General features: G+C 61.6%; 16 protein-coding genes and 1 pseudogene. 5 read left to right on the forward strand and 12 right to left on the reverse strand.

Features of this window, described 5'->3' with window-relative positions; translation table 11 throughout:
• Positions 1–242: 242 nt before the first annotated feature.
• From AB0T83_RS18715 to trbB, 11 genes and pseudogenes are all read right to left on the reverse strand, one after another.
• Positions 243–515: a DUF2274 domain-containing protein gene (locus AB0T83_RS18715; protein ID WP_366194743.1), complete on the reverse strand. Its 273-nt coding sequence runs from the start codon at positions 513–515 to the stop codon at positions 243–245.
• A complete protein-coding gene (locus AB0T83_RS18720; protein WP_366194744.1) occupies positions 512–1,711 on the reverse strand; it encodes a TraB/TrbI/VirB10 family type IV secretion system protein in 1,200 nt (399 codons plus the stop codon). Before AB0T83_RS18720 ends, AB0T83_RS18715 begins: the two co-directional genes overlap by 4 nt.
• Positions 1,708–2,688, reverse strand: coding sequence for a P-type conjugative transfer protein TrbG (gene trbG / locus AB0T83_RS18725; RefSeq protein WP_366194745.1), 981 nt, complete (start codon positions 2,686–2,688; stop codon positions 1,708–1,710). The genes AB0T83_RS18720 and trbG overlap by 4 nt, the downstream gene beginning before the upstream one ends.
• Complete coding sequence (trbF, locus tag AB0T83_RS18730) at positions 2,685–3,368, reverse strand: conjugal transfer protein TrbF (RefSeq protein ID WP_366194746.1); 684 nt, start codon at positions 3,366–3,368, stop codon at positions 2,685–2,687. Before trbF ends, trbG begins: the two co-directional genes overlap by 4 nt.
• Positions 3,368–4,654 (reverse strand): P-type conjugative transfer protein TrbL, encoded by a 1,287-nt coding sequence (gene trbL, locus AB0T83_RS18735; RefSeq protein ID WP_366194747.1) that lies wholly within the window; start codon positions 4,652–4,654, stop codon positions 3,368–3,370. The genes trbF and trbL overlap by 1 nt, the downstream gene beginning before the upstream one ends.
• 4 nt (positions 4,655–4,658) lie before the next feature.
• The gene (trbK-alt, locus tag AB0T83_RS18740; protein WP_366194748.1) at positions 4,659–4,928 is read right to left on the reverse strand and encodes a putative entry exclusion protein TrbK-alt; all 270 of its coding nucleotides are present in this window, start codon (positions 4,926–4,928) and stop codon (positions 4,659–4,661) included.
• Between the two features lie 4 nt (positions 4,929–4,932).
• Positions 4,933–5,715: a P-type conjugative transfer protein TrbJ gene (gene trbJ, locus AB0T83_RS18745; protein WP_366194749.1), complete on the reverse strand. Its 783-nt coding sequence runs from the start codon at positions 5,713–5,715 to the stop codon at positions 4,933–4,935.
• Positions 5,705–8,179: pseudogene (gene trbE / locus AB0T83_RS18750) on the reverse strand (conjugal transfer protein TrbE). Before trbE ends, trbJ begins: the two are co-directional and overlap by 11 nt.
• Before the next feature lie 4 nt (positions 8,180–8,183).
• Positions 8,184–8,453 (reverse strand): VirB3 family type IV secretion system protein, encoded by a 270-nt coding sequence (locus AB0T83_RS18755; protein WP_093014907.1) that lies wholly within the window; start codon positions 8,451–8,453, stop codon positions 8,184–8,186.
• The gene (locus tag AB0T83_RS18760; protein WP_299785164.1) at positions 8,453–8,779 is read right to left on the reverse strand and encodes a TrbC/VirB2 family type IV secretion system protein; all 327 of its coding nucleotides are present in this window, start codon (positions 8,777–8,779) and stop codon (positions 8,453–8,455) included. Before AB0T83_RS18760 ends, AB0T83_RS18755 begins: the two co-directional genes overlap by 1 nt.
• On the reverse strand, positions 8,776–9,711 hold the full coding sequence (gene trbB / locus AB0T83_RS18765) for a P-type conjugative transfer ATPase TrbB (RefSeq protein WP_435891195.1): 936 nt from the start codon (positions 9,709–9,711) through the stop codon (positions 8,776–8,778). The genes AB0T83_RS18760 and trbB overlap by 4 nt, the downstream gene beginning before the upstream one ends.
• Positions 9,712–10,277: 566 nt before the next feature.
• Between trbB and dndB the strand changes: the two genes are divergently transcribed.
• Genes dndB through AB0T83_RS18790 form a run of 5 tightly spaced genes read left to right on the forward strand, consistent with a single transcriptional unit; the run spans position 10,278 to position 16,328 of the window.
• Positions 10,278–11,384, forward strand: coding sequence for a DNA sulfur modification protein DndB (dndB, locus tag AB0T83_RS18770; RefSeq protein ID WP_366194751.1), 1,107 nt, complete (start codon positions 10,278–10,280; stop codon positions 11,382–11,384).
• A complete protein-coding gene (gene dndC, locus AB0T83_RS18775) occupies positions 11,381–12,844 on the forward strand; it encodes a DNA phosphorothioation system sulfurtransferase DndC (protein WP_366194752.1) in 1,464 nt (487 codons plus the stop codon). The genes dndB and dndC overlap by 4 nt, the downstream gene beginning before the upstream one ends.
• A complete protein-coding gene (dndD, locus tag AB0T83_RS18780) occupies positions 12,841–14,796 on the forward strand; it encodes a DNA sulfur modification protein DndD (protein ID WP_366194753.1) in 1,956 nt (651 codons plus the stop codon). The genes dndC and dndD overlap by 4 nt, the downstream gene beginning before the upstream one ends.
• A complete protein-coding gene (gene dndE / locus AB0T83_RS18785) occupies positions 14,786–15,160 on the forward strand; it encodes a DNA sulfur modification protein DndE (RefSeq protein WP_366194754.1) in 375 nt (124 codons plus the stop codon). The genes dndD and dndE overlap by 11 nt, the downstream gene beginning before the upstream one ends.
• A 4-nt stretch (positions 15,161–15,164) precedes the next feature.
• Positions 15,165–16,328 (forward strand): cysteine desulfurase family protein, encoded by a 1,164-nt coding sequence (locus AB0T83_RS18790; protein ID WP_366194755.1) that lies wholly within the window; start codon positions 15,165–15,167, stop codon positions 16,326–16,328.
• Between the two features lie 23 nt (positions 16,329–16,351).
• Here AB0T83_RS18790 and AB0T83_RS18795 read toward each other — a convergent pair.
• Positions 16,352–16,819, reverse strand: a 468-nt coding sequence (locus AB0T83_RS18795) for a hypothetical protein (protein ID WP_366194756.1), incomplete at its 5' end; no start/stop codon positions are given.

Here is a 16,819-nt window from a genome sequence, read left to right on the forward strand (position 1 = left end):
CAGCACGTGCTTAAGGCTATCCTTAAGCCTCCTGGCTCAAGCCAAGATGTCCGGGCGAAATGGGGGCCAGTTCAGGGCGGGTATCAGACATGCCCTCTTCGGCGCGTATACAGACCAAATATGTTGTTTTCGACCTATGGAGGATCGGCTCGACTCCGTCGCAACTTCAGGCGGGTAGGGGGTGCCTATGTGCGATCCGTGTGCAATGCGATCCGCCAAGAGACTTACGATTTCACAGATACTTAGCCCTGATCAGTATCCAGTGGCCTCGGTGGGTCTGATTTCTTGCGGTTCGCCCTCGATCCCGTTTTGCGCGCTGCGGCGAAGCCGCGGTCCGTGGACATGAAGCGGTCGAGCATGGGGGCGACGAGGCGGGCGGGCTCAAGGTCCTGTCCGGTCTGTTGGCCGAGGACCGTCGCGTAGTCGCAGAGATCGCGGTGCACGTCGGCGGGAAGCTCCACCGTCAGTTTGACCGGCTTGTCGTCATGGATCGGGCCAAGCTTCAGCTTCGTCATCTTACTTCTCCCAAAGGCTCGAGGATCAGGTCGCGCGTGACCATGACGCGGACGGGGAAGCCCGGACGGATGGTCAGTGTCGGCGGGACGGCGAGCTGCTGGCGGACGATCTCGTCCCCGGTCCGTCCGATCGTGTCCTGCGCGGCCTCGCGAATGGCACGGGCGACGTCATCCTCGCTGTCGGCCCCGCTTTCCAGGCCGAGGTTCAGGATCGTGGCGAGGCCTGCGGCGAGGAAGACGCGACCCCAATGATAGTTGACCCGGTCCTGCAGGCCGGACGCGCCGGTTCCGTCAGCGCCGGGCGCGCGTTCCAGCACAATGGAGCGACCATCCGGAAGGATGAGGCGGGTCCAGACCAGAAGCAGGCGGCTTTGCCCGGATGCGATGCGGCTGTCGTATTCTCCCAGAAGCCGAGCCCCTTGCGGGATCAGCAGGTATCGCCCGGAGGGGCTGTCATAGACGTCTCCAGTCACCTGGGCCGAGATCTGGCCGGGTAGGTCGGAGCGCAAGCCGGTGATCAGGGCGGCCGGGATCACCGTGCCGGCCTGCAGGATGTAGGGGCTGGGCGGTGCCGTAATGCGTTGTGCACTCACGGTTTCCGTGTTTCCGGGTCGGGTGAGGAACGCCTCTCGGTTTGAGACCGGATCGCTTGCCGTCGGGCTGCCCAATGTGGAGGGGAACAGCGCGCCGGTCGCGGGGGGCGTCGATGTGGGCTGTGCTCCGCCGGGTTGCACGGTTTGCGCCTCGGCGAAAAGGGCGCTCAGGCGGGCGGCGTCGAGTTCCTGAAGGCGGCGTTGTTCCTCCGGATCGACTGTGGGGGCCAATGGACCGGAAAGGGGCGGTGCCGGGACCGGCTGGCCGCGATCTTGCGCGCCAAGGATGGCGCGGCCCAACTCACCGGGCAAGGGCGGGCCGAGACGCGGGATATCGGCGTAATCCCGAGGCAATGTGGACAGCCCTTCAGCCGCCTGAATGCGTTCGGTGGAAAAGAGCTCGGTCTGGGTGCCCTCCTGCCGGTTGTTCTGCAGGGCCACGATCAGGATCGCGCCCAGACCCAGACCGCCGATTGCGGTGGCAAGGGCAATGGCCCGGCGGGACAGGCGCATGACACGGGGCGGATCGGGCCTGAGGCGAAGCGCCTGGGCGATGTCTTCCTCGGTCCGTGGTGGCTCCGGCATGTCAGGGGGTTGTGTCATCGCTCCGCCTCCGGCTGTGGCGCGCGCGGCGGGCGCTGATCGCCATCTGTCCGCACGATCCGCACGACCTGCTGTTGCCTTTCGCCGAGACGCAGTTCCGCCGCGCCGAACAGACGATCGACGATCAGCACGTTGCCGAGTACGCGGGTGTTGACGATCTGGCCGCGCCCATCCGCGCCGATCACGAAGAGCGGGGGCATTTCGCCCTGGGCGATGCCGGGCGGGAACACGACATAGACACGCCGTCCATCGTCGAAGACGGAGACCGGCCGCCAGGGTGGGGCGTCGCCCTGCAAGCCGTAACGGTAGTGCCGCTCGGCCTCGGGCGGGATCGCGGGACGGCGGATTGTCGGGGTGCGGGGCGTGGATCGCACCTCCGGATAGGCCCATGCAACGCTGGGCATCCAGGTCTCCTCGTCGGCGTGCAATTCGATGTGATAGCTGCGCCGGTCGGTGTTGACGACGAGATTGGTGGAGATGTCGGGGCGGGTGGGTTTCACGAGGATATGGACGCGCTCGGTGCGGCCTGCGCCGCTGGTGGTGTCGCCGATGATCCAGCGCGCGGTGTCGCCGGCCGCGATCGGGCCGGGTCCGGTCAGGCGTTCACCGGGTTCGAGCGCGATATTGGTGATCTGCCCGGGGGCGGCATAGATCTGGTAGAGTGCGCCTTCGCTCCACGGGAAGACCTGCATGGCATTGTAGTAGCCCTGCTGTCGCGGCTCGACCCTTGCCGCGGCATTGGCGGCGATGATGCGGGCTTCCGGTGTGTCCGCTTCCGGATCGCCGCCGCGGGAGGGCGTCCAGGCAGGCGGTGTGTGAACCGGGCGGGGCGGCCCCTCGGCCGGGGGCGGTGCCGGCGGTGGGGCGAGGGTCGGGACCTGGTCGTCATAGGCGATTTCGGGCGGGCGCTGTCCCGTGCAGGCGGTCAGCGCGGTGGCCGCGAGGAGAAGAACGGGGATGGGGCGAAATCGTCTCATTGGGCATTCTCCCTCGACCAGTTGATGGCATGGACATAGACGCCGAGCGGGTTTGCCCGCAGGCGCTCTGCATCGCGTGGGGGCTGGACCACGACGGTCAGGATGGCGGTCCAGCGTTCGGTTGTGGCGAGTTGACCGTTCTCGTATCGCCGCTCAACCCAAGCGACGCGGAAGCTCGACTCTGATGCACGGATGACACTCGAGACCTCGATGGAAATCTGCGTGTCGCCGACCTGCGCGAAGGGATCGTTCACCCGGGCATGGTCGTTTAGCGCGACGGCGCCGCGATCCGTGGCGAAGTCATAAGCGCGCAGCCAGTTCTGGCGCAGCACGATCGGATCGGCTGGGACCTGCCGGACATGCTCGACGAAGCGGGCAAGATGCCAGGCGATCTGCGGATCGGTCGGGCGATACTCGGCCAAGGCTGGCGTGACGGCCTGTGCCGCACCGAGATTGTCGACCTCGACCACGTAGGGGACGACGCTGCTGCGCGTCGATTGCCAGGCGAGCGCCGCGCTGAGCCCGGCAGAGAGCGCGAGGCAGCCCATGGCCATCAGCCGCCAGTTGCGGGCCTGCAGGCGGGCCGAGCCGATCCGCTCGTCCCAGACCTGGGCAGCCTTCTGGTATGGGGTGACGGGCTCGGGCGTGGTGCCGTAGCGGACGCTGGGTCGTCGGAACATCAGGAGGACCTTTCGGAGAGGCTGACGACCGTGCCGCCGCCGCCATGATCGCCGGAGCGGATGACATGAGCGGCGGTCGAGAGGCCGTGTTGAAGGGATTGCTGGCGTTTCATCCGGCGCGCCCAGTCGGGCGGGCCGCCATTGGCCGGGGATGGCAGGGCCCCACCCGCCATCCGTCCCCCGGTAGCGGCATAGGCTGCGCGGGCACCGGATTGCGCGCCGTCCGAGATCGCGCGCCGGAGCGGGCTGAACGCGGCGACGGCACCGGTCTTTCCGACTGCGGCCACGCCACCGACGGACTTGCCCAATGCAGTGCTGCGCGAGGCCGCGCCAAGCTGGTATGCAGTGGCGGTTCCGCTCCCGACCGCGCTGGCACCGCGCAGGGCGGCACCGCCAGTGCCAAGGGCCATTCGGGTCCCGGCGACACCAGCGACCGCAGCGCCGCCCACGGCGACACCGGTGCCGACCGCGGCCCCTGCGCCAAGTTGCGGCCCGCCCGAGACGATGCCATTGGCGATGCCCGGTCCGAAGATGCCAAGAGCAAGGAGCGCCAGCGCGCCGAGGACCACCGACATTGCGTCGTTGATCGTGGGCTCACCCGCGAACCCGGCGGTGAACTCGCTGAAGATGGTGGAGCCGATGCCGACGATCACGGCCAGCACCAGCACCTTGACGCCGGAAGAAATGACGAGACCCAGCACGCGTTCGGCCATGAAGGCGGTCTTGTTGAAGAGGCCGAAGGGCACGAGGATGAAGCCTGCCAGCGTGGCCAGCTTGAATTCGATCAGGGTGACAAAAAGCTGGACCGCGAGGATGAAGAACGACAGCAGAACCACAAGCCATGCAAAGAACAGGATCCCGATCTGGATGAAGTTCTCGAAGACGGCGACGAATCCGGAGAGGTCGGCGATGGAGGCGAGGATCGGCTGCCCGGCCTCAAGTCCGACCTGCGCGATGCGCCCGGGCTGCAGCAGTTCACCGGCGGAAATGGTGCCGCCGGTAGCGACCAGCCCAAGCCCCGCGAAACTGTCGAAAACGATCCGGGCCAGCGTGTTCCAGTTGCCGATGATATAGGCGAAGACCCCGACGAAGAGGGTCTTTTTCACCAGCCGGGCAATGATGTCGTCATCCGTACCCCAGGCCCAGAAGAGGGCGGCCAGCGTGATGTCGATGACGATCAGCGTGGTGGCGAGAAAGGCGACGTCGCCACCCAGAAGGCCGAAGCCGGAATCGATGTAGGAGGCGAAGACCTCGAGAAATCGGTCGATGACACTGACGCCGCCCATTGCCTTACTCCGTCCCGGCCGGCTCTGGAGCCAGATCGAAGAAGCGCTGCCGGGCCGCCTCCCAGGCGGCGCGGCATTCGGTGTTGGTGGCGTAGTCTTCGGGCGTCAGGTCACGGCACCGTGCGAGGGTGCCGCGCAAGGCGTCATCCCTGACCACATGCCCGGTGTCGGTGGGCAGGACGGTGCGTGTCAGTTCGACCGCGGCGGCGAGGGCGGCAAGGCCGCCGAGACCGAAAGCGACAAGGCGCAGAGTTCGCGGGGTGTCGAGGGCCATGCGCTTACTCCCCGAACAGCCGTACTGTGCTGGGGGAGTAGCCGCCGCCGTAATCGAGGAACCGCGCGAGGTTCTCGCGGCCCTGCGCCTCGGCGGAGGCGATGCGGGCGGCTTCAAGCGCTTCGGCCCGGTTCTGCGCGGCGATGGCGGCGGTCAGATCGGCGATCTGCGTCGACTGCAATGCGAGGAGCTGGTTCCCGGCCTGCGCGACTTGCAGGCCGCCGACGGCTCCTTGGCTTTCGCGAATGAGCGCGTCCATCTGAGTTCGCGCGCCGTCGATATTGCCCACGACCCCGGCCTGCACGCGCAACGCGTCCTCGAAGCCCGCGACCGAGGTTTCCCACCGCTCGCGCGCACCGGCGATCATCGCGTCGAAATCACCCTGCGCTGCGGCAGTGCCGTAGTCCTGCGCGAAGGCCTGTTCGATGGTCGCCACGTCGAAGGCGAGGCTCTGGGCATCGGCCAGGAGTCGCTGGGTTTCACCGATGGCGGCCTGCAGTTGCGCCAGCGAGGAATGCGGCAGGTTCGCAAGGTTCAGCGCGTCGTTCATCAGCATCTGCGCCTGGTTCTGGATCTGCGCAATTTGGTTGTTGATCTGCTCGAGCGCGCGGGCGGCCGAGAGGATGTTTTCGGCGTGGTTCCGGGGGTCGTAGACGATCCGCCCACCTCCCCCGAAGAAGAAGGCCTGAGCCGGTGTCGTCAGGACCGGTGTCAGGACGAGGGCACTGGCCATCAATGCGGCGGCGAGTTTGCGGGGTCGGGCAGGGCGGTCAGGATTACTGGTCATGTTCTGTCTCCTTCTGGTCAGGGTGAGGGGGTGTCGGATCGGCTGGTGCGATGTCGGGCCCGAGCAGGTCGATGGCCCAATCAAGACCGCGATGGCGCAGCCAGGCGGCGGCAAAGCCGTCCCGGCCATGGGTGGCGAGCAACTCGCTGATGGCGGCCTGGTCGGCCTTGGATGAGGCGGCGGTGAAGGCCAGCGCCACCTCGCCGAGACCGAGCGAGAAGAGTCGGTTGCCGCGGCGCGACTGGCAGTAGTAGTCGCGCTTGGGCGTCGCGCGGGCGACGATGTCGATCTGGCGGTCGTTCAGCCCGAAGTTCCGGTAGATCCGTGCGATCTGGGGCTCGAAGGCGCGCTCGTTGGGAAGGAAGATCCGCGTGGGGCAGCTCTCGACGATGGCGGGTGCGATGAGGGACCCGTCGATATCGGCCAGCGATTGGGTGGCGAAAACAACGCAGGCGTTCTTCTTTCTCAGCGTCTTCAGCCATTCGCGCAGCTGCCCGCCGAAATTGGCGTCATCGAGCGCCAGCCAGCCTTCATCGATCAGGACCATCGTAGGCCGCCCGTCGAGCCGCGCCTCGATGCGGTGGAAGAGATAGGCCAGCACGGCGGGTGCCGCTGCTGAGCCGATCAGCCCCTCCGTTTCAAACGCGAGCACGTCCGCGCTGCCCAGGTCCTCGGCCTCAGCATCGAGAAGCCGCCCGAAAGGCCCGCCGAGGCAGAAGGGCTTCAGCGCGCGTTTCAACTCGGTCGATTGCAGGAGGACCGAGAGGCCGGTCAGCGTGCGTTCCTCGCGCGGGGCCGAGGCGAGCGAGCTCAAAGCCGACCAGAGATGGTCCCGCGCAGCGGGGTCGATCGTCGCGCCTTCGCGCCCGAGGATCCCCGCGAGCCAGTCCTGCGCCCAGGCGCGTTCCGGCGCCTCATCGATCCCGGCGAGCGGCTGTAGCTGCACCGCTGGTTCCTCGTCGGCCAGCGCCTCGCCGAGGTTTTCCCAGTCCCCGCCCATGGCGAGCGTGGCGCAGCGGATCGAGCCGCCGAAATCGAAGGCGAAGACCTGGGCACCGGCATAGCGTCGGAACTGCAGCGCCATGAGGGCCAGCAGGACTGATTTGCCCGCCCCGGTCGGGCCGACGATCAAGGTATGGCCGACATCGCCCACATGTGTGGAGAAGCGGAACGGGGTCGTGCCGTCGGTTTCGGCGTGAAACAGCGGCGGGCCGTCGAGGTGGTCGTTCCGGTCCGGCCCCGCCCAGACCGCCGAGATCGGGATCATATGGGCAAGGTTCAACGTCGAGATCGGGGGCTGGCGCACATTGGCGTAAAGATGGCCGGGCAATGAGCCGAGCCAGGCCTCGAGCGCGTTCAATGTTTCCGGGATGCAGGTGAAATCCCGCCCCTGCACGATCTTCTCGGCGGCCTTGAGCTTGACCTCGGCGGCTGCTGCATCCTCGTCCCAAACGGTAATCGTGGCGGTGACGTAAGCCGCGCCCGCCACATCGGCACCGAGTTCTTGCAGTGCCTCGTCGGCATCCGCCGCCTTGTTGGCCGCATCGCTGTCGAGCAGGGTCGAGGCTTCGTTGGTCATCACCTCTTTGAGGATCGCGGCCACCGACTTGCGCTTGGCGAACCACTGTCGGCGAATGCGGGTGAACACCCGGGCGGCATCCGTCTTGTCGAGGCAGATCGCCCTTGTGCACCAACGATACTCGAAACCCTGCGCGTTCAACTCGTCGAGCAGACCGGGCCAGGTGGCGCTTGGCAGGCCGATGATGGTCAGCGTCTTGAGATGCGCGGTCCCGAGCCGGGGTGTCAGCCCACCCACCAACGGATCATCGGCGAGCACCGCGTCCAGATGCATTGGCACCTCGGGCACGCGGACGCGTTGGCGCCGGGTCGAAACGGTCGAATGCAGTTAGGTCAGGGTCTCGGCATCAGAGAGCCAGGCGATCTCCGGCATGAATCCGTCAAGCAGATCGGTAAGCCGGTTGGCGCGGCCGACAAAGCCCGAGATCAGATCCAGTGGCTTGGTGCTGCGATCAGGCGCGTTCTCCAGCAACCAACCTTCGGCGCGGCTCGCGTCGTCGGCGGGTGGCATCCAGACCAGCGTCAGGAAATACGCGCTCTCGAAATGCGCGCCCGCTTCTTCGAACTGCGCGCACCGTTCGGCATCGACGAGGGCGGATACAGGATCGGGAAATTTGGAGGCGGGGTAGTCCTGCGCTGGGATCCGCTGCGCTTCCACGAAGACAGCCCAGCCGGAACCAAGCCGCCGCAGCGCGCTGTTGAGTCGGGCCGATGTGGCGGCCAGTTCGGCGGGCGTGGCGGAATCCAGATCAGGCCCCCGGAACCGCGCTGTGCGTTGCAGGCTGCCATCCTTGTTCAAGATAACGCCGGGCGCGATCAACGCGGCCCAGGGCAGAAAATCGGCTAGTAGGGTGGATTTGGAGCGGTATTCGGCGAGACGCATCATCGGCTCAGACCCCAAACCAGGACGGGTAACGGAGATGCCGTCGCGCTACTTCGGCGATCTGTGCGTCCCGCTTCGCGGCCCAGACGGCAAGGAGATGACCAACGAGCCAGAACGCGAGGCCCACGAGCCAGAGCCGCAAGCCCAGCCCGATGGCGGCCGCCAGGGTGCCATTGGCAATGGCGATGGTGCGGGGAGCACCGGCCAGCAGGATCGGATCGATCAGGGCGCGGTGCACCGGCGCGAAATAGCCGGGAATGTCGGTGGGGTTCTCCATCAGATCAGCGCCCCGCCGCCGAAGGAGAAGAAGGACAGAAAGAAGCTTGAGGCCGCGAAGGCGATGGAGAGCCCGAAGACGATCTGCACCAGCCGCCGGAACCCGCCTGAACTGTCGCCGAAGGCCAACGTCAGGCCCGTGACAATGATGATGATCACCGCGACGATCTTGGCGACCGGGCCTTCGATCGACTCGAGGACGGATTGCAAGGGGGCTTCCCATGGCATGCCGGACCCGGCGGCGAGCGCCGGCTCAGGCAGGGCGAAGACGACGAGGCCGAGCGCGGTTGCGCCAAGGGCTGTGCGAAATGATGGCAGAAGTGTCATGGATGGCTTCCTTGTGTTGGTGGGAAAAGGGGGGTGAGGGCGTAATCGCCCGAAGCTGTCAGGCCGGTGACACGCGCCAACTCGGCGAGGCGACGTTCGGCGCCCCGTCCGGACAGAACGGCGATCAGGTCGATGGTTTCTGCGATCAGGGCGCGTGGGACGGTGACCACCGCTTCCTGGATCAGCTGTTCGAGCCGCCGCAGAGCACCAATGGCGGACCCGGCATGGATCGTCCCGATCCCGCCCGGATGGCCGGTGCCCCAGGCTTTCAGAAGGTCCAGCGCTTCGGGGCCGCGCACCTCGCCGATGGGGATGCGATCAGGCCGCAGCCGCAGCGACGCGCGCACGAGATCGGACAAGGTCGCGACCCCGTCCTTGGTGCGCAGGGCCACGAGGTTGGGGGTCAGGCATTGCAGCTCGCGCGTGTCCTCGATCAGGACAACGCGGTCTGAGGTCTTGGCGACCTCCGCCAAGAGCGCATTGGTCAGGGTCGTCTTGCCGGTCGAGGTCCCGCCCGCGACGAGAATATTGGAGCGGCTGGTGACTCCCCCGCGCAGGTGACGAGCGACATCGGCCGTGAGAATGCCGCCAGAAACATAGTCCGCGAGGGTGAACACCGCGACGGCAGGCTTGCGAATGGCAAATGCGGGTGCAGACACGACTGGCGGCAGCAAACCCTCGAAGCGCTCGCCCGTGTCCGGCAATTCAGCCGAAACACGCGGGGCCGCGGGATGGACCTCCGCCCCGACTTGATGCGCGACAAGACGGATGATGCGCTCGCCATCGGCGGGAGACAGCACCGCGCCTGTGTCGCTCAGCCCATCGGCTAGCCGGTCAACCCAGAGGCGCCCGTCAGGGTTCAGCATCACCTCGACGACGCCCGTATCTTCGAGCCAGGCGGCGATGCCCGGCCCAAGTGCCGTGCGCAACATGCGTGCGCTGCGGGAAGACGTCTCGGTTTTGAAGGGCGTAACGGTCATGACTAGCCTCGCGATGGATCACGAGACCGATCAAGAAGAGCGTTATTGAGCTGCGGACAACAGTAGTGGATGCGTAGTAGGGCTTTTGCGCGCAGAGGCAGGGATCGTGCGAAACTCAACTAGGGGGATATCACTCATGGCCCAACGCTGCCGCTGCTCCTTTCATGGTCGAATCGGGTCGGTGCTCGTTTTCTGCGATCCATCGGCCTTGCGTGCACCCCTACCAGTGGCTGATGCCCGGACGAGCGCTGGCGCGAGCGATCGCGATTTCGCTAGGGTTTCGCCCAAAAATACGAACAAGGATCCTTTCCTTAATCGGCGGAGACACAAATTTCAGATCCAGCCGACGCAAAGAACCCGGATGTTGGCATTGCGACCGAATGGGCTCGTGCTCAACACATTCTTGGGCTAGTTCACACGGAACACCCCATCACTTACATGTCGGTGCTCCAGACGACGTTTCACATTGACTTCCCGAGAGACTTCCATAGACTTCCAAGAAAAGGGCGGGGAGCCTCATGAGTGGAAATTTTTATACGTTTGCAGCCATCCGCGGCGTTCAGGCTGGAACAGAATATTATGTGATCATGGTGCCACTCAAGATGGTGCCAAAGATTTTCGAATTCGACAGCCAAAACCTGCCCGCTGACCTGCGCGCTCAACGCGTTTTGTCAAATGTGCGCGTTCCCCAGATCGCATCCTATCTTTCGGAAAACTTCGAAGAATATACCCTTTCGTCGCTCTGCGCATCCGTGGACGGAGATCTGGAGTTTTCCCCGGCCAGCGACAGCCTCCAGTTTCGCAATGTCGGAGAGCTACGCCTCTCGATGACAGGCCGCATAGTCTTGAATGACGGTCAACACCGCCGCGCGGCAATTGAAGAAGCCTTGAAAGCGCGGCCCAAGCTCGAAAATGAAACGATCTCGGTGGTGCTCTTTGTGGATGAAGGCTTGGAGCGCTGCCAGCAAATGTTCGCAGACCTCAACAAGAATGCAGTGCGCCCATCCGGGTCCTTGAACGTCCTTTATGACCGCAGGAACCCCTTGGCGCGTTTGAGCACGCGGGTGCTGGAGGGCATACCGTTCTTCCAGGAATTCATTGAGCTAGAAAAAACGTCACTTTCAAACCGAGCCAAAAAGCTCTTCACCTTGTCCAGCCTGAATCAAGCCAACAAATTGCTAGCGGGACAAGAGGCGGACCGGTTTGGCGAAAACACCGAAAGCACTGTTATCGCGTATTGGCGTCAGGTTTCTGAAGTGATCCCAGACTGGCATAAACTGATGCGAGGCACGACAACGGCTGGCGATCTGCGCAAAGAAACGGTCCATGCCCACGGCGTCATGTTGCAAGCCTTTGGCGCCTTGGGGGCACGTCTCATCGCAGCAAAGCCAGATGGATGGGCGGAAAGTTTGGCGCCCCTTGCAGAGATCAATTGGAGCAAGCGCAATGCGCAACTGTGGCGTCCTCGCGTGATGGGTGCGCGTGGCATGGATGGCAGCGTGAAATCCGTACATCTGGCGGCAAACGTCCTGATTGGGGCCGTTGGCTTGCCGCTAACCGAAAAAGAACAAGCGAATGAAGACGACTACTTGGCGTCATTGGCTGAAGAGAAAGTCGTCGCATGACAGCAAATATAGATACAAACTTCGCAAAAAAGGCAGGCCTCGATCTAGCCGCCCTGCAGGATCATATCCGCGCCGTTTACACGGCCGATGACCGGCCATGGGTGATAGGATACAGCGGCGGAAAAGATTCGACCTGTGCCTTGCAGCTGATCTGGGGTGCCGTCCGCGCTCTTCCAGAGGATGAACGACGCAAGCCGATCTTCGTCTTGAGCTCCGACACGCTTGTCGAGACGCCGGTCATCGTAAACTACATCGATGACACCTTGGCCGCGATCAACGCAGCAGCGGCAGATCAGAATATGCCGATAACCGGGCAGAAGGTGGTTCCAGTGACCTCCGACAGTTTCTGGGTCAATCTGATCGGACGTGGATATCCCGCACCTTCAAAACGCTTCCGCTGGTGCACGGAGCGGCTGAAGATTGACCCCGCCAATGCTTTTATCAAGAACCGCGTTGCTGAATACGGCGAGGTGGTCATGGTTTTGGGCGTGAGGTCCGCTGAAAGTGCAACCCGTGCTCAGGTGATGTCGCTTCACAAGATCGATGGAACGGCTTTGTCACGTCATTCGACCTTACCGGGGGCTTTCGTGTTTACGCCGATCGAAGCGTTGAGTGTGGATGATGTCTGGGCCTTCCTTCTGCAAAACCCCTCGCCCTGGGGTTCAGACAACCGCGACCTGCTCGCCATGTATCGGAATGCTCAAGCCGGCGAGTGCCCGCTTGTGGTCGACAAGCAAACTGAAAGCTGTGGAAATTCTCGTTTCGGCTGTTGGGTCTGTACCGTCGTGACCAAAGACAAAGCAATGGAAGCGATGATCGACAATGGCGAAGAGTGGCTCGAACCACTTCTCGATTTGCGTGACGAGTTGGCGGAAACGCAAAACCCGGACAGAAAAAGGGAATTCCGAGACTTCAAGCGGCGGGACGGTTCCGTGACGTTCGTTGGCGACTCCGAGACATCAATTCCTGGTCCTTACCTTTTTGCCTATAGAAAGGAACTGCTTCGCAAGGTCCTTGAAGCTCAAGAGCAGGTGAACGCCAAGGCACCGCCGGGGGAAAAGACGGTTCTCATTCAAGTCGAGGAGCTTCGGGAAATCCGTCGCATCTGGCGCAGTGAGCAAGGTGACTGGGGCGATGCTGTTTCTGAGACAGTGAAGGCGGTTACAGGCAAGGAGCTTCCTGCGGAAGCCGCTGATGGATTTGAGTTTCAAGCTGATGACGCGAAAGTCCTCGCAGAGGTTTGCTCCAAGCATGACCTGCCACCACGTCTCATGGCCCAGCTCCTGGAAGCGGAACGTTCTGTACGTGGTCTAAAGCGACGCACCCTCATTCACAGAAAAATCGCTTCCGTTCTTGAGCAGGAATGGCGTGACGAAACAACGGTCCTGAACGAACGCAAAGAGCGGCTGGAAAAGAACAAATCGACATCGTCCAACCCGCTATTTGAGACTAAATCATGATCCTCCAATCCCTACGTCTTGTGAATTTTGGTCTCTACGGCGGTGAGCACTGTTTTGAACTGGCTCCAGATGCGGACGGTAAGAAGCCCGTGGTTTTAGTGGTTGGACACAATGGAGCGGGAAAGACAACTTTCCTGGAATCTGTACGTTTGGCCCTTTACGGCAAACGCGCCCTTGGTGCCCGGGTTGGCCAAGTCGAATATGAGCGACATCTGCTCAAACGGATCAACAACTTTGCCACGGATCGCAGCGCCTCTGTCGAACTGGGCTTCAAGAGCCAACACCTCGGCAATGAGGATATATACACCGTACGACGTTCTTGGGCCGCCCGCGGTGCAAGCGTAGTCGAAAGCCTCGAATTTGAACGCAATGGCGCCTCAGTCGACGATATCCCAAGCGAGGATTGGAACCACTATCTCGAGGACCTCATCCCGGCTGGAGTGTCGCAGCTCTTTTTCTTCGACGGAGAAAAGATCCAAGATATTGCGGACGACCAAGAAAACACTGGTCTGACCGATGCCATCAAATCCTTATTGGGGATCGACATTCTTGATCAGCTTAGGAGTGACCTTGCGCTCTACAAGTCACGCAGCATGGACCAGGAAGGGGATAATGACCTTGAAGGTCTCGGACGCGACCTGGAGATCGCCAAGTCTGATCTGGTCTTGGCTGAAGAAGAGATTGGATCTCTTTCGGCCAAACGTATGCGGCTCGCACGCCGAAGTGAAGCATCACAAAAGGTCTTTGAGCAAGAGGGCGGTAGCAGCGCGTTGAGCCGCGACACTCTGTCGGAGGAACTCAAGCGCGTCGAAACTGATCTGACCAAGCAAACCAACGTACTCAAATCGCTTGTAAACGGCGTTGCACCTTTCGCCCTGGCTCCAAAACTCTTGGCAAGGTTTTCAGCCGATGTGGAGCAGGCCCGCGGACAGCAGTCGGCTCCCGCGATCGATGCCTTTGTTTCCAGTTTTCAGGAGGCTGTGGGCAAAGAGGACGCAAATTGGACGAAGGCCCATTTTGTGCGGCTTCGTGATTTCGCGGATCGCCTCCAAAGCTCCGGGTCAAGAATGGCCTTGAGCGTTGAACCTGACTGGGTGATGGCTAAATTTGCTCAGGTCTCTGATGAACGGGTCAAGATGGCCACGCTTGCTGTACAACTGGCAGAGCTACAGAAGCAACGCACGATCTTGAAGGACCAGTTGAAGAACTTCCGGCCAGGCGCGGCGTCCGGTGCTTTTGAGGACTTAAAGAGCGCCGAATTTGAGCTCGGCGCTGTTGAAACAGAACTCAATCGCAAGCATGCCGAAGCAACGCAGGCGCGTGCGCTGGTCGAACGCTTGGAGCGCGAGTTGCGTAAGTCGCAAGACGCTGTCTTTGCTCTGGTCAAGGCAGAAGAAAAGCGAGACTTGGCGACGCGGGCGCAGGCCGCGCTTAACGATTACGAAGAGCGCATTGTTGAACTGCGCCTCGCCTCTCTTTCCAAGCACTTCATTGACGCCTTTGGCGGGCTCGTTACGCGTAAGTTCCTTGTGCGCGATGTCATTGTCGACCCCAACACGTTTCAGCTGAAGCTTTTGGGCGAAGACGGCAGAGAGATTACCCCGTCAGAACTCTCCGCTGGCGAGCGGCAACTTTTTGCTATCTCGATGCTATGGGCGCTTGGCCGAACAAGCGGAAGAGAACTGCCGATGATTATCGACACGCCATTGTCGCGGCTGGACCGACAGCACCGGACAAACCTGATGGCAAATTACGTGCCGCGGAGCTCTGCCCAAGTTATCATGCTGTGCACTGATACAGAGCTGACACCGGATCTAGCAGATATCATCACGCCTTATGTGAGCCGTCGCTTTGAGATCGGTGCGGTAGGCGGCGGACGGCGCACGGAGATTTCTGTGCTGGACCCAGAGCAGGATGCACAGGTTTTGATGGAGACGACCGATGCACATTAACAAGTTTCGAATTTCATCGAAGGCCACAGGCCAGGTCAGGATCATCTCACAAAGATCAGGTCTCACACCGAACCTAGTATGTCGTATGGCGATGTTGTCATCCTTTGAAGCTGGGCCCATTTCCGGCGCGGCTGATGACACAAGCGAGGGTCAAGAATTTAATGCCTACACGCTGTTTGGGGACTTCCAGCCTCTCTTCATTGACCTCTTGAAATATGTTGAGTTTGGTCCTGAAGAGATCGAGACAGACGGCACTGATTTGCTGGATCGCCTTCGGCTCCACATTGATCGTGGTGTTCGGCAACTCTCGGTCCGCCTGAAATCCCCGGCTGATGCAGCCGAGCTGATCGCGGGAAGTGCGTAACACGATGTCCGCACCAATTTATCTCGATCATAATGCTTCAACACCAATTGATCCGGATGTTTTGGAGACGGTTATACGGGTCAGTCGGGAAAGCTATGCCAACCCCTCTAGTGTTGAACACAGCCAAGGATCGGCAGCGGCGCGGATTGTCGAAACTGCGCGCACGCAAATCGCGGCCCATGTAAACTGCAAAGAAACCGAGCTTATTTTCACGGCTGGCTCCACCGAAGCAAACAACCTAGCGATATTGGGTGCATTCCCAAGACTGCAGGAAGCGGGACGGCCTCATTTGATCACCACGAAAATTGAGCACCCATCGGTGCTGGCCTGTTTCGACCATCTCGAAGGCCAGGGCGCGCAGGTCACGCGATTGGGCGTTGATGAAGGTGGTCAAATTTCGCTCGAGGAGCTGGCAGATGCTTTGACCGATGAGACCGGCTTGGTCTCTATCATGGCCGCCAACAATGAGACTGGTGTGCTACAACCCATCCTGCAGGCAGGGCAGCTTGCCGAGAATGCAGGGGCGCTGTTTCACACGGACTTCTCGCAGGCTTCGGCACTGGTGCCACTTGATCTAAAGAACTCGCCAATTCATCTGGCGAGTTTCTCCGGACACAAGGCCTATGGCCCAAAGGGAGTAGGAGCCCTTTACCGTTCCATCAGAAAGCCACGGGTGAATTTGGCCCCTGTAATGTTTGGCGGCGGGCAGGAAAAGGGCTTGAGAGCAGGGACCCTGAATACGCCTGGAATTGCCGGCCTTGGACATGCATTTGAGCTCATCTCAAAGCACATAGACCGTGACCGGGAGCGGATTGGTGCCCTTCGAGATCAACTCGAAAGGGAACTCAAAGAGACCCTCCAAGTGCAGATAAATGGGAACACTCAGGCTCGGTTGCCCAACACGATGTCCATCACAATCGACGGCGTTGTACCACAAGCGCTGATGCAGAAGCTTAGAAACGACATCTGCTTCTCCGCATCGAGCGCCTGCGCCACAGAACAGGTCGAAACCTCTCACGTTCTGCTCGCCATGTTCGGAGACACTCCTAGGGCGCGTAATGCCTTCCGGCTAGGTCTGGGTCGGCAAACGGACCGAGAAGACATCTCGGAGATTGCTGATCTCTTTGGCCAAGCGGCTAACGAGCTTCTGCTCTTACGCAGCGCTTAGAGCGGCAAGCGTGGCACTCGCTATTAGACGTAGTGAATGAACTTCTGATCCACGAACAATCCGGGCGGGTCTATTTCTTCTTCAGTGTGATCGACCGAATCTTCCGGAATTTCTTTTTGAACCGCGAAGATGAGTTCCTCGACCAAGTCGCCTTCATTGAACCAAACTTCATGATTTGCATCCACTCTCGCAATGATAGCTTGAAGGAGAAATAGCACGAGGCGGATCTGAGTATGGAACAGCTCGGTCTGCGTATCACAGGTCTTATCGTCAGAGTCCTCCCCCCAATCTAGAGGTTCCAAACTCTGGATTTTCCCGTGAAGAATACCGTTCCGAAACTGGCGCAGCAGTTCAGCTGAAACACCCAAATAACTGCCCGAAGCGACGGCCTCCTTGAAGGGCTTCTCTTGCACGTTGACCCGCACCGGGTTTGCCGGAGGCTCCAACTCCTGAGTAGGATGGAGCATCATGACAAAGACAACGAACAAGTA

This window comes from Meridianimarinicoccus marinus, assembly GCF_040689105.1.
Taxonomy (GTDB): domain Bacteria; phylum Pseudomonadota; class Alphaproteobacteria; order Rhodobacterales; family Rhodobacteraceae; genus Meridianimarinicoccus; species Meridianimarinicoccus marinus.

What these genes read in the sequence shown, in the direction of transcription:
- AB0T83_RS18715 (WP_366194743.1), bottom strand. Translation starts at nt 515, where the DNA reads ATGACGAAGCTGAAGCTTGGCCCGATCCATGACGACAAGCCGGTCAAA.
- AB0T83_RS18720 (WP_366194744.1), bottom strand. Translation starts at nt 1,711, where the DNA reads ATGACACAACCCCCTGACATGCCGGAGCCACCACGGACCGAGGAAGAC.
- trbG (WP_366194745.1), bottom strand. Translation starts at nt 2,688, where the DNA reads ATGAGACGATTTCGCCCCATCCCCGTTCTTCTCCTCGCGGCCACCGCG.
- trbF (WP_366194746.1), bottom strand. Translation starts at nt 3,368, where the DNA reads ATGTTCCGACGACCCAGCGTCCGCTACGGCACCACGCCCGAGCCCGTC.
- trbL (WP_366194747.1), bottom strand. Translation starts at nt 4,654, where the DNA reads ATGGGCGGCGTCAGTGTCATCGACCGATTTCTCGAGGTCTTCGCCTCC.
- trbK-alt (WP_366194748.1), bottom strand. Translation starts at nt 4,928, where the DNA reads ATGGCCCTCGACACCCCGCGAACTCTGCGCCTTGTCGCTTTCGGTCTC.
- trbJ (WP_366194749.1), bottom strand. Translation starts at nt 5,715, where the DNA reads ATGACCAGTAATCCTGACCGCCCTGCCCGACCCCGCAAACTCGCCGCC.
- AB0T83_RS18755 (WP_093014907.1), bottom strand. Translation starts at nt 8,453, where the DNA reads ATGGAGAACCCCACCGACATTCCCGGCTATTTCGCGCCGGTGCACCGC.
- AB0T83_RS18760 (WP_299785164.1), bottom strand. Translation starts at nt 8,779, where the DNA reads ATGACACTTCTGCCATCATTTCGCACAGCCCTTGGCGCAACCGCGCTC.
- trbB (WP_435891195.1), bottom strand. Translation starts at nt 9,711, where the DNA reads ATGTTGCGCACGGCACTTGGGCCGGGCATCGCCGCCTGGCTCGAAGAT.
- dndB (WP_366194751.1), top strand. Translation starts at nt 10,278, where the DNA reads ATGAGTGGAAATTTTTATACGTTTGCAGCCATCCGCGGCGTTCAGGCT.
- dndC (WP_366194752.1), top strand. Translation starts at nt 11,381, where the DNA reads ATGACAGCAAATATAGATACAAACTTCGCAAAAAAGGCAGGCCTCGAT.
- dndD (WP_366194753.1), top strand. Translation starts at nt 12,841, where the DNA reads ATGATCCTCCAATCCCTACGTCTTGTGAATTTTGGTCTCTACGGCGGT.
- dndE (WP_366194754.1), top strand. Translation starts at nt 14,786, where the DNA reads ATGCACATTAACAAGTTTCGAATTTCATCGAAGGCCACAGGCCAGGTC.
- AB0T83_RS18790 (WP_366194755.1), top strand. Translation starts at nt 15,165, where the DNA reads ATGTCCGCACCAATTTATCTCGATCATAATGCTTCAACACCAATTGAT.